The organism is Streptomyces sp. NPDC002690 (assembly GCF_053592415.1).
Genome location: NZ_JBSFVR010000062.1, coordinates 1 through 15,111, shown reverse-complemented (window position 1 = coordinate 15,111; position 15,111 = coordinate 1). Strand labels below are relative to the sequence as shown.

The window sequence follows — 15,111 nt, the reverse complement described above, 5'->3', positions numbered from 1 at the left end:
GCCGTGCCGGGCACCCGGTGGGTGGACCGGCCGGCCCTCAGGCCTGGGTGAGCGCCCAGATACCGACGGCGAAGCAGATCAGCGCGACCAGCAGGACCGGGACGGCAACCTTCGGGGAGGGGCCCGGCCGTGCTGCACGGGCCCGTGGCCCGGTGGGGAGTGGCTGAGCGGAGGGTGCCGCCGCTGCGACGCCGGCCGGGTGGCCGTGGGGCGCGGTGTAGCCGCGCGTCGGGGTCGGTCCGGGGTGCCCCGGGGTCGTCGCGGCGGTAGCCGCGGAGGGCGTGGGGGCGGCGGGCCACGAAGACGGGGCGGGCGGCGGGGCCAGATGGAAGCTGCCGGTCTCCGACATGGACGGCATGGACGGCAGGGGCGAGGTGGCCGGAGCGGGGGCGGGAGCCGACGGGCCGGGCTGGTGGGACACCGCAGGCGCCTGGTGCGGGAGTTGACCGCCGCCGGGGGTCGGGGCGGCGCCACCGGGCCCCTGGGGACCCGCCGGTGGGGCGCTGAGGGCGTTGCCCTGAATCCCCCCGGGCGGGGGGCCGAACGGGCTGCTGAGCGGGCCCTCGGGGCCGAAGCCTTCCGGCAGTGGCCCGATTTGATCGAACACCTCCACCGGCTCCTCCTCCGCGGGGGAGTCGGGCAGCATCTCCACGGCCGCGGCCAGCGCCTTGCGCGCACCGGTCGCGGTGCGGAAACGGGCCTGCGGGTCGGGTTGGAGCAGCCCGGCGAGCACCTGCCAGAGGGGCTCGGGCACCCCCTGGGGTGCGCCGGGGGTGCCGTGGGTGACGAAGTGCTCGATGATCGCCCGCGAGTCCGGCTTGCGGCCGTGCAGGAGGTAGAGCGCGACGAGCCCCACCGCGAAGAGGTCGGCGGGGAAGTCGGGCTCGGCTCCCATCATCTGTTCCGGAGCGAAATAACCCGGGGTGCCCACCACGTAGTTGGTCTCGGTCAGCCGGGGTTCGCCCTTGCGCATCGAGATGCCGAAGTCCGACAGGCGAAGGTGCGGGCGTCCCGAACCGGTCGCCTCCATCAGGATGTTGGCCGGCTTGATGTCACGGTGCACCACGCCTTCGGCGTGCACGGTCGACAGCCCCGAGAGCAGCTGGTCGAGCAGGAGGCACACGAAGCGCGGCGGCAACGGGCCGTAATCGCCTATGACATGGGCCAGCGAACCGCCGCTGACGAGATCCATGGTGAAGAGGACCTTGTCGTCGTCGGCCGCCCAGCTGGCCGGCGCGAGTACGTGGGGATGCTCGATGCGCAGCGCCTGCTCGCGCACGAAACGCAGGAGTGTGTGCGCGTCGCTCTGCTGGAGCACCTTGGCCGCGACGTACCTGCGGCGCCGGTGGTCCCAGGCGCGCCAGACGGCGCCCACGCCGCCGCGTCCGATCGGATCGACCAGTTCGTACCGGCCGGCGAATACCTCACCCATTGCGCTGTGTCCGCTCCCCGTCCTGTGCCGGATGGTGCAGGGTGCCTGAACTCCGGTTGCGACCCGGTGCCAGGGGCGTCGAGCGAGTCCCTGGCACCGACGCGAGGCGTGCGGCCGGTCCTGGTGCCGCTACCGGTGAGCCCGCCTCCGGGGCTCGGCCGTGTCGGCCACGGCCTCGTTCACGGCCTAGTTCTGGTGTCCCTCGTAGTGCGCGACGGCGTCCGCGGTGCGGCCCGCGCCGTACACCCGGAGGAACTCTGCCAGTTCGGGGTGGGTCGGGGCGAGGGAGTCGGCCGCGTCGATGATGTCGCCGGCCGCCGAGACAGACCGGAGCAGCGACTGGATCTCGCGGACGACACGACGGACGGTGGGTGCTCCGCCGGTGGTCGAGGTCTGACCGGTGCTGGACAGAACCGATCCTCCTTGGGACTTCTTGACCTGGTCCATCCGGTCGGTGGCCTCGCCCGCGCTGACGCTGCCGTCAGCGACCTGGACCGCGAGTTCCTGGAGCGCCTGGACGCGCTGGACCACCGCGGGGTTGCCGATCTTGGCCCGCTGGCCGCTCATCAGCTGGGAGAGCATGGGTGCTGACAGTCCGAGTACGGCCGCGAGCCGGGCCTGATTCAGGCCAAGATCATCGATCAGTCGGCGGAAGAGTGCGCCGAGCGGCTCCCCGTACCAACTGCGCTGGAGTTCTCTCGCTCTTGCGGTTGCCTCTTGCTGCGCTGCGTCCATCACGCCTCCCCTTCGCTGCTGCGAACCTAGTCGGACATCTTACGGAGAGTGGTCGTCCCCCGGGAGTCCCTATCTCTTTGTGGGAAACCCGCCGGGACCCGGTACTCTGGTCTGCGACGGGCGCCCCACGTGCGAGACGTGGACGGCGGCGTTCGTTGTTCGGGGCCTTAGCTCAGTTGGTAGAGCGCTGCCTTTGCAAGGCAGATGTCAGGAGTTCGAATCTCCTAGGCTCCACGTGACAAGACCCCTCCGGACTGCGGAAAAGCAGTGCGGAGGGGTCTTTTTCGTGTCTGTTGAGCTCGGCCGGAGGGCGTTCGGGTACCTGCTGCCGTCCGCCGTACCCGAACGCGCCGGAGCGCCCCCGGCCCGAGGGGAGTCGGGTCGGAGGCGCTCCGAGAGGTGCCTGGTGGGCGGCGGCGCCGGGTGGGGTGCCGCCGCCCCTGGGATCAGTGTCCCGAGTGGCCCTTGCTGTCCGAGCCGTGGCCGTGGTCGTCCGAGCCGTGACCCTTGTTGTCGGAGCCGTGCTCGCTGCCGGACGCCTTGGAGACCTTGCTCAGCGTCGAGGTGACCGCGGGCTCCAGGTTCTTGAACTGCGAGGTGTACGGGCCGACCTTGATGCCCTTCACGCCGTTCAGGCCGGCGAGCTCCTCGAACGCCGAGCTCTGCGAGGCGGTGGTGAGGACGCGGATCGCGCTGCGCTGGAGGTCGCCGAGGCGCAGCGGGTAGCCCTGGGCGGGGTAGTCGCCCTTGATCGCGACGGTGTAGGCGACCACCGGGCTGGTGTCGTCACCGGCCGTGGCGTGCTGGACGTTCGTGAGGCTGATGCCGGCCTTCTGGGCGGCGGTCAGCCCGGCGGCGCTCGGGTCGAGCAGTGCGGCGACCGCCTTGTACGCGGCGTCGACCGAGGCGTACTTGGCGTTCGGGGTGAACACCTGGTTGTTGTACGCGTCCCGGACGGTCTCGCCGGACAGCGGGGTCTTCGAGAGGTCGGTCTTGGCGTCGACGGTGGTGGCCAGGGTCGTGCCACCGGTGGCCGACGGGGTGAACCCACCGAACTGCCAGGTGTAGGAGGTGCGGGTGGTGGTCACGGTCCGGTTGTACACGGGCAGGCCGGTGACGTCGGTGGTCGGCGCCACCCGCTTGATGGCGTTGATGACCTCGGCCGGGTTGCCACCGGGCTCGATGAGGTCGTTGCCGGCGTACATCGAGGTCAGCGAGCCGTGGCTGCCGCCCCAGTCCGACATGACCGTGCCCTTGTAGCCCCACTCGCCGCGCAGCAGGTCGGTGAGCAGGTCGTAGTTGCTCGCCGTCCAGGTGCCGTTGATCTTGTTGTAGGAGCTCATCACCGACATCGGCTGGGCGGCCTTGACCGCGATCTCGAACCCCTTGAGCTCGATCTCGCGCAGCGTGCGCTCACCGATCACCGAGTTGCTGGTGGTGCGGTTGGTCTCCTGCGAGTTCTCGGCGAAGTGCTTGATCGTCACGCCGACGCCGGGGATGGACTGGACGCCCTCGGTGGTGGCCGCGGCGGTCAGGCCGGAGATCAGCGGGTCCTCCGAGTAGTACTCGAAGTTGCGGCCGTTGAGCGGGTCGCGGTGGATGTTCATGCCGGGCGCGAGCCAGAGCTGGACGCCGTACTCCTGCATCTCCTCGCCGACGGCCGTACCGACCTCGGCGACCAGGTCGCGGTCCCAGCTCTGGGCGAGCAGGGTGCCGACGGGCCAGGCGGTGCCGAACTGGTAGGTGGCGGCGTCGCCGGTGCCGATCTGCTGCGTGAGGCGGAGGCCGGCGGGGCCGTCCGACAGCGCCATGCCGGGGATGCCGAGCTTCTCGTAGTTCGGCGTGGTGTAGCCGGCGGCGCCCTTGGCGGTGAGCGTGGTGCCCGCGGCGCTGGAGCCCTCGACGATGTCGGCGAGCTGGGAGACGCTCAGGCCGGCGACGAACTGCTCCATGGTCGCCTTGCCCTTGGCGACGTCGTACAGGGTGGTCGCCGTGTTCGTGGACACGTGCTTGACCTGCTCACCGGTCTTCGGGGCGTACGCCGAGCCGGTGCCCTCCCAGTTCTTCTGCTTCGGGTCGAGGTAGACCGTGGTGGAAGAGATCTTGTCGCCGTCGAGGGCGTAGTACGGGGACGAGGAGTCGACCGAGACGTTCTGCTGGTACGGCGACGCCTTCTTCTCCGTACGGAACGAGGACGGGTTCAGCTTGATCCGGTCCGCCCGCGCGATCTCCGACTTCTCACCCGGGTAGGTGTAGAAGTCCGCCGTGGAGCTGGTGAGCTCGGTGGCGGGCTTCTGGTCGGCCAGCTCGGTGTGGTCCTGCTCGGTGACGACGGACTTCGCGAGGTTGAGGCGGGCCGCGACGTGCGTGTTCCGGGAGGAGTTGCCGACGCGCACCACGTAGTCGCCGGCGTCCAGGACATAGGCCGCGCGGGACTCGTCGTAGGCGGCGAGCGAGGTGGTGTCGAAGCTGATCGTCACCGTCTGGGACTGGCCCGGGGCGAGGTTGTCGGTCTTCGCGTAGCCGGTGAGCTGCTGGTACGCCTTGTCGAGCCCGGTCTGCGGGGCCGACACGTAGACCTGGACGACCTCCTTGCCGGAGTAGGTGCGGCCGGTGTTGGTGACCTTGGCGGTGACCTTCACGGTCTTGGCGTCGGCCTTGACCTGCTGCGCCTTGATGTCGAAGTCGGTGTACGACTGGCCGTAGCCGAACTCGTAGTTGACGACGCTCGACGGGTCGGCGGGGTTGAGCTTCTTGTAGAGCGAGTCGAAGTAGCGGTAACCGACGTAGATGCCCTCGGTGTACTGCTCCGTCAGCGGGTCGTTGTCGTTCTTGCCGAACGTGGCGGACGCCGGGTAGTACGAGTACTGCGAGGCCCAGGTGTCGGTGAGCTTGCCCGACGGGGTGACGGTGCCGTTGAGCACCTCGGCGAGGGCGGCGCCGCTCTCCTGGCCGGCCTGGCTCATCAGCAGCAGCGCGTCGAGCGCCTGTCCGCCGGGAGCGTTCTTGACCTCGCTGTTGATCTCCTGGAAGAACGACGTGTCGACGATGCCGCCGGTGTTCAGCACCACGACGACGCGCTTGTACGTCTGGCCGAGCACCTTCAGGTTGGCGCGCTCGACGTCGCTGAGCTGGTAGTCGCCCTTGCCGGAGGTCCTGTCGGAGCCCTCGCCGGAGTTCCGCGCCACGACGAAGACCGCGGTGTCGGTGGCGGCCGAGGGCGCCACGTTGGCGGCGGTCAGCGGCTGCTCGACGGAGGAGTAGTCGACGGCGGTTCCGAAGACGCTGCCCGTCGCGCTCGCCGGGTACTTGGTGTCGTACGCCTGGGTCATCGCGGACCAGTAGGCGTCGCTCGTAGTGACCTTGTAGCCGGCGTCGGTCAGACCCTGGCGGGCGGAGATCGTGTACCGGTTGTTGACGGCGCCCGAGCCCGTACCGCCCTTGACGGTCTTGTAGGCACCGACGCCGAACAGGGCGACATTGCCCTTCTTGGCGATCGGGAGCGCGTGGTCGTGGTTTTCGAGGAGGACCATGCCCTGGGTGGCGGCTTCCCGCGACAGCGCGGCGTTCTTCAGCTCCAGCGCCGCCGGGTTGGGGTCGGAGGTGGCCGCGGTGGCCGCGGGAACTCCGGTGAAGACGATGCCTGCGACGACCGCGGTGGCGGCGGCGATCGCGATGGCCCGGCCGCGGCGCGCACCTCTGGGGTGACGTGTGGTGTACATGTCAGTAAGTCCTCTCTCAACCGCAATGTCCAGATAGGAGGTTCACGCCGGACGGGCAAACCTCCTGCCCGGAGGTCTGCGGAAGGGTCGTCCGCTCGGCGTGAGCTGAGCTGACCCTAAGAGCGTCTTTTTCTGTGGTCAATGGCAAAAACATTATGAGTTTCGCGAGGTTTTCGACCGTTGATTGGCTAAATGAAAGATGGCGATTCCGGCCGGTCCGACGCCGTGACACTGGACGGACCGTCTGCTATAAGGGCACGTCAGAGGGGTTGTTGAGAGTGAACGGGCCCCGGAACCGGTTCCGGAGACACCGGACGGGCAGGAGGCTGCCGGGCGCGCCGAGAAGGTTCATGGCTCGCGAACTCGGTTCACAGGTTGTCGGTACCAAGGCCCTCGCATGGCTTTCGTGCGCGCCGGACGGAGACAGAGGGCTATGGGGTTACGGACGGAGGTACTTGAGGGTGAACAGGAGTCGTCGCACACCCGCCGCGGACGGGCGGCATGACCATAGGATCTGCGCATGCCTCAGACGCCAGCAGGCTCCTCGCCCCGCGCACGGACCCGCGAGGACGTCTTCCTGCACATCCGGTCGGCGGGCCATCTCACCCGTGCGCGGATCGTCGAACTCACTGGACTCTCCCGGAGCACCGTCAACCACGCCGTGACCCGGCTGCTCGCCGACGAACGCGTCACCGAGACGCAGGCGGAGGGCGGCGGACCGGGCTCCGGCAGCGGCCGGCCCGCGGCGGTGCTCCGCGTCGTCCCTCGGGACGGGGACGCCCCCGTGGCGGCCATCGACTTCGGCCACAACCACATCAACGTGGCCCTCGGCGACTCCTTCGGCCATCCCGTCGCCGAGGAACGGGTGGAACTCGACGTCGATCTCCGGGCGGTCGAGGCGATCGACCTGGCGGCGGGTCTGCTCGAGGGACTGCGTGGATCGTTCGGGATCGACCGGCTCGGTGCCGTCGTCGCCGGAGTGCCCGGCCCGCTCGACACCGGATCGGGGCTCGTCCGCTCCCCCACCATTTTGTCGAGCTGGGTGGGGCTCGCTCCCCGCAAGGAGCTGGAACAGCGCCTCGGCGTGCCCGTGCACACGGAGAACGACGCCCTGCTCGGCGCGTACGGCGAACTTCACCTCGGAGTCGGCCGTTGCTACACCGACTTTCTCTACGTCAAGGTCTCCCACGGCATCGGCGCGGGGATCGTCGTCGACGGAATGCCGTACCGGGGGGCACTGGGGTACGCGGGCGAGATCGGGCACACCCAGCTGCCGGGACACACCGAGATGTGCCGCTGCGGCAATCGGGGCTGCCTGGAGACCGTGGTGTCGGTCTCCGCCCTCGCGGCGCAGATCGCCCACACCCACCCCGGAGTGGTCTCCGGCCCGCGTTTCCTCCCTCAGGTGGACGATCCCGTCACCGATCGCATCCTGGACGGCGCCGGCCGAACGCTCGGCGGCGTCCTCGCCTCGTTCTGCAACCTCCTCAACCCCTCGGCACTGATCGTGGGCGGGGAGCTGGGTACCTCCACGGGGGCATTGGTCGAAGGCGTGGCCACCGCGATCCGTCAGCACGCCCAGCCGGCCATAGCGGCCGGGCTGGACATCCTTCCCGCCGGGCTCGGCACCCGCGCCGAGCTGCTGGGCGCCCTCCGGCTCGCCACGACGCTCGTACCGCACTGAGCCGCGCGCACCGGGTCTGCCGCGCGTGTGTCAGTGGGGTGGCTCGGGGGTGTCCTGGCGTTTGGGCAGCGTGGCGGAGTCCTGGCGGCCGGGCAGCGCGGTGGTGGCCGGGGAGATCTCCGTCCACCGGCTGAAGGACAGCGCCGGCTGGACGGGTTCCGAAGACGCGGACGCGAGCCGTACGGCGAAGATCGTGGTGTCGTCCTGGAGCCGCCCGTAGACATGCCGCAGCATCCTGTCCCGTACCGCTCTGACCAGTCGGTACGGCGACTCGGCGAGATGCGGGTCTTCGGCCACGGCCACCTCCAGCGCCTCGGCCAGCGGGAAGAAGTCGCCCGCCCGGTCGCGGGCCTCGGTCACCCCGTCCGTGGTGAGCAGCAGCGTCTCGTCCTCCGCGATGCGCACCCGGTGCGGTCCCGCGGACCGGTCCGACACCGGGACCAGCTCGTTGAGGCCGAGCGGGAGCATGCCGCTGCCCGCGTCCAGCAGGCGTACCCCGCGCGCGCTGACCGCGAAGGGCGGATCGTGCCCGAAGTTGATGACGTCGACGAATCCCTCGCCCGATCCGGGCGGCGGGAAGTCCAGCAGCACGGCGGTGGCGAACCGGTCGCCGTCCTTGTAGCCCATCGCCTGCTCGTACAGCCGGTTGCGCTCCATCCTGATCTCCATGCGCTCGGCCACCACTCGCAGGTCCGGCTGGTGGAAGCCGGCTTCACGGAAAGTGCCCAGCAGGTTGGCGGCCACCGCCACGGCTCCGAGGCCCTTGCCCTGCACGTCACCCAGTAGTGCGCGGGTTCCCCAGGGGCTCGGCTGGATGTCGTAGAAGTCGCCGCCGAGCCGGGCTTCCGCGTCGGCGGGGAGATAGATGTGCGCGTGGAGCAGCCCGCCCCAGCTGGGCGGGAGCGGTCGGATCACGGTTGCCCGCGTGGTGTCCGCGACGTTCCGGACGGAGAGCGCGCGGCGCTCCCCCCGGCGGCGCAGCCAGGCGGCCGCGATGGCGAGCAGCCCGCCCATGGAGACGAGGATGAAGTCGGGCAGTCCCGCGCGGTACTCGTGCTCCCACGCCTGGTCGATCACGCGGTACGCGATCACGGCGGCGACCGCGAACAGTGCGGTGGTGCCCACCGGGCAGAGAGCGGCGGCCACGACCGGAACCACCACGAGCCAGGACAGCACCCGGAAGTCGCCCGAGGTGTTCCAGTCGGCGAAGCAGACGACCACGAGCAGCGCGAGCGGCAGCAGCCAGCCGAGCCGGCGGCGAGGCCGGCCGATGATCACCAGCAGCGCCCTGTCCAGCCGGGGCTGCCGACGGAAGAGCCTGCTTCCAGGGGGAGCGGGCACCGGATCGGACCCCGGCGGGGAGGCGTGCGGAGAAGAGCGGGAGGGCACCTGGCCAGCGAAACACGGTCTGCGACCCCACGCATCCGCGCGTCCGGGCGGTCCGCCCGCACCGGTTCCGGAGACGGGTTTCGGAGACGGTTTTCGCGGACGGATTCCGGATGCGACCGAGGGGCGTCGGACGACACGAAGGTCGTCCGACGCCCCTCGGTCGAGGCGGACTCGGTGGAGCGATGGCGGCTCGGCGGGTGCGCCGTTTCACGTGAAACATGGGGCGGCGCGGAGAGGATCGGGCCGGACGGTTCAGGGGCGGTCGTCGCGGTTCTTCCCGTTCGGGTCACCCGCTTCGGCTTCCGCCTGCTTCGCCCTGACCTCGGGGTCCAGGTCGGTGCCGTCGACCGAGGTCAGCGGCGCCCGGCCGTCGTGGACCGCGGTGGGCTCCGACGGCTCGACCAGCCAGTCCGGGTTGGCCTGCCTGTCCCACCAGCGCCAGGCGGCGCAGGCGCCACCGGCGACCAGCGAGAAGACGAGGAATCCCTTGACGAACCGACCGGTCTTCGCCCGGCGCGCGTTCTTCCGGGCGAGCCGGTTGATGTCCTTGGCGGTCACCTGACCCCGCAGCGCGGCCAGGGCAGCGGCGCTGCGTACCTGGGCCTCCTCGGCGACCGGGGTGGCCGCGGCCACCGCGTACTCGAAGCGGGGCACCGTGTAGCCGGCCGCGTTCTTGGCCACCTTGCGGGTCCGTACGGCGGCACCCCGGGCGGCGTCGTCGACCTTCGGGGGGACGTGGGCGAGTGCCTGGTCGATGCGCGGCGCGACATGCGCGACGTACTGCACGCGGGCCTGCTGCGCTGCGGCCGACACCTTGGGTGCGAGGCGCACACGAGCCTCGTTGGCGTAGTGCGCGGCCTGGATCTTGGCTGTGTCGGCGTAAGGCGCCACCACTTCCGCGGCGTGCTGCGCGCTTTCCTTCGCCGAGTCGGTTGCGGCGCGCACGCTGTCGATGCGGGTCACGGGATCCTCCTCCTTGGTGGCGGGTAGGTACTCCGCCTGTCCGCCCATGCCGAAATCATGCCTGCGGGGATTCTCTGCGGCATGCGGGACGGGCATCCGGGGCATGGGACAAATGCGGTCAATCCGAATCATGGAGTGCGTGGACGACGATGCCACGGTTCAGGAGGAGGCGCGCCGTACGGACGCCTGCCCGCAGGGTGTGTCCCGGTGAAGCGCCCGGACGGGGCACGGGAGAAGTGCCGTCCGCAGCCACCGCGCGGGGAGAGTCCGCCGTGCGAGGATCGGGGAGTTTCACCGCGCAGACCGAGGATGGATGGAAGGCAGACCGTGGCCGAGCAGCTGTACGCCACCCTGAGGACGAGCCAGGGCGACATCGAGATCCGGCTCCTGCCGAACCACGCCCCCAGGACCGTGCGGAACTTCGTCGACCTCGCCACCGGTGCCCGGGAGTGGATCCACCCGGCGACGGGCACCCGGTCCGCCGGCCGGCTCTACGACGGGACGGTCTTCCACCGGGTCCTGGAGAACTTCATGATCCAGGGCGGCGATCCTCTGGGCAACGGCACCGGGGGGCCGGGATACGAGTTCGCGGACGAGTTCCATCCCGATCTCGCGTTCACCCGGCCGTACCTGCTGGCCATGGCCAATGCCGGACCGGGGACGAACGGTTCGCAGTTCTTCGTGACCGTCTCACCCACGGCATGGCTGACGGGTAAGCACACGATCTTCGGTGAGGTCCCCGGTGCGGCCTGCCGCAAGATCGTGGACGCGATCGCGTCGCTCCCGGCGAACCCGCGGACGAACCGGCCGCTTCAGGACGTCGTACTGGAGTCGGTCCTGGTCGAGCAACGGTGAGACACCGGTCCGCGCACCGCTGAGCCGCGGACTGCCGAACCGTGCTCGCCACTGAGCCGCGGACCGCCGGCCATTGATGTGCCGGCCATTCGACCAAGGGCATTGGGCCGCGGCCCTGTCGATCGACCGCCTGTCCTCCCCCGGTGGGTTTTCGCGCGGGGAACCATCGGGGCCGATGGTCCGTACGGTTACATAACGGATCAGGACTGGCAGTGACAGGACTGGCAGCGACGGACCGAGAGGTCGGTACCGATGGACCAGCAGCCGCCGACGGAACGCGACCCGTCCGAGGAAGGCGGGGAGACGCTGTTCTGCTACCGCCACCCGGACCGGGAGACCGGAATCCGCTGTGTCCGGTGCGAGCGCCCGATCTGCACCGAGTGCATGATCAGCGCCTCCGTGGGTTTCCACTGCCCGGAATGCGTCCGGACCGGCGCGGGTACGGGCCATCACCCGGCCGCCGCACGGCCTCGTACGCTCACCGGCGGCGCGGTGGCGGCCGATCCACGGCTGGTCACGAAGATCCTGCTCGCGATCAATGTGGCGGTCTTCGCCGCCGTGTGGCTCACCGGCAGGTCGTGGCTGGTCCAGGACCTGCTGCTGGTGGGGCGCGCCTGGGACCCGCAGCCGTTCCCCGGCAGCTTGACCGGGGTCGCCGAGGGGCAGTGGTACCGCCTGATCACCTCGGTTTTCCTCCACGAGGAGCTGCTGCACATCGCCTTCAACATGCTCGGGCTGTGGTGGCTGGGCGGGCCGCTGGAGGCCGCGCTCGGGCGGCTCCGCTTTCTCGCGCTGTATCTGCTGTCGGGGCTGGCGGGCAGCGCGGTCACCTACTGGATGAGCGCGCAGAACCAGGGCTCCCTGGGAGCCTCCGGTGCCGTCTTCGGTCTTCTGGGCGCCACCGTCGTGCTCATGCGGCGGATGAACTACGACCTGCGGCCGGCCCTCGTCATCCTCGCGTTGAACGTGCTCTTCAGCCTGCGGCCGGGCGTCGCGTGGCAGGCCCATCTCGGCGGTCTGGTCGCGGGAACGCTCATCGCCGTCGCCCTGGTGCACGCGCCTCGCGCCCGGCGGAACCTGGTGCAGTTCGGGTCCTGTGCACTGGTGTTGATGGTGTCGGTCCTGATCGTTCTTGCGCGAACCGCTTCGCTGACCTGACAGATTTTGTCCACTCCCGAGATGGACTTATCCACAGAGTGGGGTCGTGAGGACGCGGAGAGTGGGGTACGGGTGTTCGTGCTGTCGCTGAACAGGGTCTTTCTGGCCCAGAAAGGCGGTACAGCCCCCCTCGATGAGGGAGGCTGTAGTCACACCGGCGTCAACTTCCGCGCAGGTTATCCACAGATCGTCTGACCTTTTCCCCCGGTTGTGGATAACTCTGTGGGTAACTTCGGGGCAGGGCCGCGAAAAGCCCGTTCCCTGCGGGCGTCCGGGCGCACGACACCGGTCCGGCGACCGCCCGTAGTCGGTGGGACAGGGCGGCAGCAGGCAGGGGCGGGCACCAGGAGGGCCGGTCGGGCTCCGCAGGCGCACGGGTTCCGCCGGTATCTCGGGTGACGCGGTTCTTCGGGGTCAGGCAGTTGTCGCGCGTGCCGCGGCCGAAAAGCGGCAGGAGCAGGGGGGAAGCCGGGTCAGCGGACTACTTCCACTGCGTGGAAACGGCGAAGCCACCGCCGATGAGTCCGAAGCCGACCACGATGTTCCAGTTGTGGAGCGCCTCGATGGGGAGCGAGCCGTCGGTCACGTAGAACAGGACGATCCAGGCCAGTCCGATGAGGAAGAGCCCCAGCATCACCGGAGCGATCCAGCCGCGATTGCCCAGCTTGATGTTGGTCGCCTGGTTCGCCGCGATGGGCGTGAAACCGGCCTTCTTGCGGATACGTGACTTCGGCACGAGGAACGCTCCTGTCGATGCGCTGCGTGACCGCGCAGTGATCTTTGGCTGGCGCCCGAGGGCGCTAGGGGGAAGCTGCCTCCCCCGGGCGTCCGTTAGCGTAGTGCTTCCATGGCGCCTGATGAGATAAGGGTACGTTGAGCAATCTCGCGGACTCTCCCGAAGGGACGGCCCGGCGCACCTCGAAGTGGCCGGTCCGGGCGCTCACCGCTGCCGTTTTCGCACTCGCCGGTCTTATCTTCGTGACCAGTGCCAACACGGCCAAGGGCACCAACATCCGCAGCGACTCCTCCCTGCTCAAGCTCTCCGACCTCATCGGTGAGCGGAGCGACAAGAACGGGTTGCTGACCGACTCGAACGCGGCCGTGCGCGCGCAGATCGACGCGCTCGCCCAACGCGACGACGGCAGCACCGAGGCTCAGGACGCCCGGCGCGAGGCGCTGGAGAAGTCGGCCGGGACCACGGCGGTCACCGGGAAGTCGGTCAGCGTGACGCTCGACGACGCACCCCCCGACGCCACCGCCAACCCCGGTTATCCGGAGCCCCAGCCCAACGACCTGGTGATCCACCAGCAGGACCTCCAGGCCGTGGTCAACGCGCTCTGGGACGGCGGCGCACGGGGCATCCAGGTCATGGACCAGCGGCTCATCTCCACCAGTGCCGTCCGCTGCGTGGGCAACACCCTGATCCTCCAGGGGCGCGTCTACTCGCCCCCGTACAAGGTCACCGCCGTCGGCGATCCCGACAAGCTCCGCGCGGCGCTCGACGCCTCCACGGCCCTGCAGAACTACCAGCTGTACGTGAAGGCGTACGGGCTCGGCTGGAAGCTCGACGAGGACGACGGCGCGACCTTGCCGGCGTACTCGGGCACGATCGACCTCCACTACGCCGAGCCCGTCGGATAGGCACGGTCCCCGGCGTGACGGAGGACGGCCTTCCGCCGCATCCTGTGGCTTTCCACAGCTGCCCCACGTCCCGGCCACCGACCTTTAGTCTGGTTCCGAACCGAATGGAGGGGCAGCATGTACGGCTGGATCTGGCGCCATCTGCCGGGCAACGCGCTGTTGCGGGGAATCATCTCGCTCGTGCTCGTCCTGGGAGTCGTCTACGCACTCTTCCAGTACGTCTTCCCCTGGGCGGAGCCGCTGCTCCCGTTCGGTGACGTGACGGTGGACGGCCAGAGCGCCGGAGCGGAGGCAGGGCAGTGAGCGCACGCATTCTGGTCGTGGACAACTACGACAGCTTCGTTTTCAACCTCGTGCAGTACCTCTACCAGCTCGGTGCCCAGTGCGAGGTGGTCCGCAACGACGAGGTCACCACCGCCCACGCCCAGGACGGTTTCGACGGGGTCCTGCTCTCGCCCGGCCCCGGAGCTCCCGAACAGGCCGGTGTCTGCATCGACATGGTGCGTCACTGCGCGTCGACGGGAGTCCCGGTCTTCGGGGTCTGCCTCGGCATGCAGGCGATGACGGTGGCGTACGGCGGGGTCGTGAACCGGGCGCCCGAGCTGCTGCACGGCAAGACCTCACCGGTGATCCACGACGGGCAGGGCGTCTTCGCGGGCCTGCCGTCCCCCTTCACCGCCACCCGCTACCACTCGCTGGCCGCCGAACCCTCCGCGTTTCCCGCCGAGCTGGAGGTCACCGCGCGCACGGCCGACGGCATCGTCATGGGGCTGCGTCACCGCGATCTCCCGGTCGAGGGCGTGCAGTTCCACCCCGAGTCGGTGCTCACCGAGCACGGCCACCTGATGCTGGCCAACTGGCTCGTCCGGTGCGGAGACGCGGGCGCGGTCGACAGATCGGCGGGGCTCACGCCGGTGGTGGGCAAGGCCGTCGCGTGACCGCACTCCGTCCCGAGCACGACGCCGGGCAGGAGTACCCGCCCGGACGCGGGACGGACGGTTCGTTCGAGGACGCGGTGGGCCGGCTGGCGGACCCTTTGAACGACCCGTTGCCGGGCGGCTATGCCCCGCCCCGGGCCCGCCACGGCGGGGACGGGCCGGTGGAGAGCGTGCCGGGCGGTCCGCCGGCCGAACGCCCGCCCGCGGGGGGACGCGTGGTCGAGGGCGTGGTGGTGGAGAGCTCCCTGCGGGCCCGTACGGGGCGACCACAGCCACCGCGGCAGCCCGACCGGCCCCATCGGCAGCAGAACCCCCAACAGGCCGCGTACGGGCCGCAGGCGGGCCTCGGGCCGTCCGGTGAGCCCGGCGAGTGGTACGACCCCGAGGGCTACCGTCGGGACTGGTACGGCCAGGAGCGGCAGTCGGCCGCGTCCGGACCGGCCGGCCCCACCACGTCGGGCTCCGGCACGGGCGCCGTGACCGCTCCGGGCGGCGGTGCTCCGGCGGCGGGTCCCGCGCAGGCGACCAGTCCCGGGCAGCCCTCCGGGCCCCGGCAGGATCGTGATCCACAAGACGGATACCGAGACCGGACAC

At 70.1% G+C, this 15,111-nt stretch carries 12 protein-coding genes, 1 tRNA gene and 1 pseudogene; 8 read left to right on the top strand and 6 right to left on the bottom strand.

Going from position 1 to position 15,111, the window contains the following annotated elements; genetic code table 11:
• Positions 1 to 37: 37 nt before the first annotated feature.
• Positions 38 to 1,432 (bottom strand): protein kinase domain-containing protein, encoded by a 1,395-nt coding sequence (locus ACWD3D_RS11325; RefSeq protein ID WP_451460649.1) that lies wholly within the window; start codon positions 1,430 to 1,432, stop codon positions 38 to 40.
• A 186-nt stretch (positions 1,433 to 1,618) separates the two neighbouring features.
• Positions 1,619 to 2,167: a helix-turn-helix domain-containing protein gene (locus tag ACWD3D_RS11320; protein ID WP_451460648.1), complete on the bottom strand. Its 549-nt coding sequence runs from the start codon at positions 2,165 to 2,167 to the stop codon at positions 1,619 to 1,621.
• Positions 2,168 to 2,328: 161 nt separating this feature from the next.
• Between ACWD3D_RS11320 and ACWD3D_RS11315 the strand changes: the two genes are divergently transcribed.
• Positions 2,329 to 2,401: transfer RNA gene (locus ACWD3D_RS11315), tRNA-Ala, on the top strand.
• Positions 2,402 to 2,613: 212 nt separating this feature from the next.
• On the opposite strand, the gene ACWD3D_RS11310 is transcribed toward ACWD3D_RS11315, so the two are convergent.
• Positions 2,614 to 5,889 (bottom strand): glycoside hydrolase family 3 protein, encoded by a 3,276-nt coding sequence (locus tag ACWD3D_RS11310; protein WP_451460647.1) that lies wholly within the window; start codon positions 5,887 to 5,889, stop codon positions 2,614 to 2,616.
• 520 nt (positions 5,890 to 6,409) lie between these two features.
• Here ACWD3D_RS11310 and ACWD3D_RS11305 point away from each other — a divergent pair.
• Positions 6,410 to 7,573 (top strand): ROK family protein, encoded by a 1,164-nt coding sequence (locus ACWD3D_RS11305; RefSeq protein ID WP_451460646.1) that lies wholly within the window; start codon positions 6,410 to 6,412, stop codon positions 7,571 to 7,573.
• A 30-nt stretch (positions 7,574 to 7,603) separates the two neighbouring features.
• Here the strand turns inward: ACWD3D_RS11305 and ACWD3D_RS11300 are convergent, their stop codons facing one another.
• Together ACWD3D_RS11300 and ACWD3D_RS11295 are read right to left on the bottom strand one after the other, a co-directional pair.
• The gene (locus tag ACWD3D_RS11300; RefSeq protein ID WP_451460645.1) at positions 7,604 to 8,914 is read right to left on the bottom strand and encodes a PP2C family protein-serine/threonine phosphatase; all 1,311 of its coding nucleotides are present in this window, start codon (positions 8,912 to 8,914) and stop codon (positions 7,604 to 7,606) included.
• A 300-nt stretch (positions 8,915 to 9,214) separates the two neighbouring features.
• Complete coding sequence (locus ACWD3D_RS11295) at positions 9,215 to 9,925, bottom strand: DUF5324 family protein (protein ID WP_451460657.1); 711 nt, start codon at positions 9,923 to 9,925, stop codon at positions 9,215 to 9,217.
• A 327-nt stretch (positions 9,926 to 10,252) separates the two neighbouring features.
• Between ACWD3D_RS11295 and ACWD3D_RS11290 the strand changes: the two genes are divergently transcribed.
• Both ACWD3D_RS11290 and ACWD3D_RS11285 read left to right on the top strand, forming a co-directional pair.
• Positions 10,253 to 10,780 carry a peptidylprolyl isomerase gene (locus tag ACWD3D_RS11290; protein ID WP_451460644.1) on the top strand — a complete coding sequence of 176 codons (528 nt, stop codon included), beginning with the start codon at positions 10,253 to 10,255 and terminating at the stop codon, positions 10,778 to 10,780.
• 252 nt (positions 10,781 to 11,032) lie between these two features.
• On the top strand, positions 11,033 to 11,938 hold the full coding sequence (locus ACWD3D_RS11285) for a rhomboid family intramembrane serine protease (RefSeq protein ID WP_451460643.1): 906 nt from the start codon (positions 11,033 to 11,035) through the stop codon (positions 11,936 to 11,938).
• Positions 11,939 to 12,419: 481 nt separating this feature from the next.
• On the opposite strand, the gene crgA is transcribed toward ACWD3D_RS11285, so the two are convergent.
• On the bottom strand, positions 12,420 to 12,674 hold the full coding sequence (crgA, locus tag ACWD3D_RS11280) for a cell division protein CrgA (protein ID WP_451460642.1): 255 nt from the start codon (positions 12,672 to 12,674) through the stop codon (positions 12,420 to 12,422).
• A 137-nt stretch (positions 12,675 to 12,811) separates the two neighbouring features.
• On the opposite strand from crgA, the gene ACWD3D_RS11275 reads away from it, so the two are divergent.
• The 4 genes and pseudogenes from ACWD3D_RS11275 to ACWD3D_RS11260 all read left to right on the top strand — a co-directional run.
• Positions 12,812 to 13,579: a DUF881 domain-containing protein gene (locus ACWD3D_RS11275; RefSeq protein ID WP_451460641.1), complete on the top strand. Its 768-nt coding sequence runs from the start codon at positions 12,812 to 12,814 to the stop codon at positions 13,577 to 13,579.
• A 117-nt stretch (positions 13,580 to 13,696) separates the two neighbouring features.
• Complete coding sequence (locus ACWD3D_RS11270; RefSeq protein ID WP_451460640.1) at positions 13,697 to 13,882, top strand: hypothetical protein; 186 nt, start codon at positions 13,697 to 13,699, stop codon at positions 13,880 to 13,882.
• Complete coding sequence (locus tag ACWD3D_RS11265; RefSeq protein WP_451460639.1) at positions 13,879 to 14,517, top strand: aminodeoxychorismate/anthranilate synthase component II; 639 nt, start codon at positions 13,879 to 13,881, stop codon at positions 14,515 to 14,517. The genes ACWD3D_RS11270 and ACWD3D_RS11265 overlap by 4 nt, the downstream gene beginning before the upstream one ends.
• Positions 14,514 to 15,111 (top strand): annotated as a pseudogene (locus ACWD3D_RS11260) (hypothetical protein); the annotation flags it as partial. The gene ACWD3D_RS11265 and the pseudogene ACWD3D_RS11260, both read left to right, overlap by 4 nt.

Bases quoted from the DNA above. Each gene is read 5' to 3' on its own strand.
- ACWD3D_RS11310 (WP_451460647.1), bottom strand. From the start codon at position 5,889: ATGTACACCACACGTCACCCCAGAGGTGCGCGCCGCGGCCGGGCCATC.
- ACWD3D_RS11270 (WP_451460640.1), top strand. From the start codon at position 13,697: ATGTACGGCTGGATCTGGCGCCATCTGCCGGGCAACGCGCTGTTGCGG.
- ACWD3D_RS11305 (WP_451460646.1), top strand. From the start codon at position 6,410: ATGCCTCAGACGCCAGCAGGCTCCTCGCCCCGCGCACGGACCCGCGAG.
- ACWD3D_RS11320 (WP_451460648.1), bottom strand. From the start codon at position 2,167: ATGGACGCAGCGCAGCAAGAGGCAACCGCAAGAGCGAGAGAACTCCAG.
- ACWD3D_RS11325 (WP_451460649.1), bottom strand. From the start codon at position 1,432: ATGGGTGAGGTATTCGCCGGCCGGTACGAACTGGTCGATCCGATCGGA.
- ACWD3D_RS11285 (WP_451460643.1), top strand. From the start codon at position 11,033: ATGGACCAGCAGCCGCCGACGGAACGCGACCCGTCCGAGGAAGGCGGG.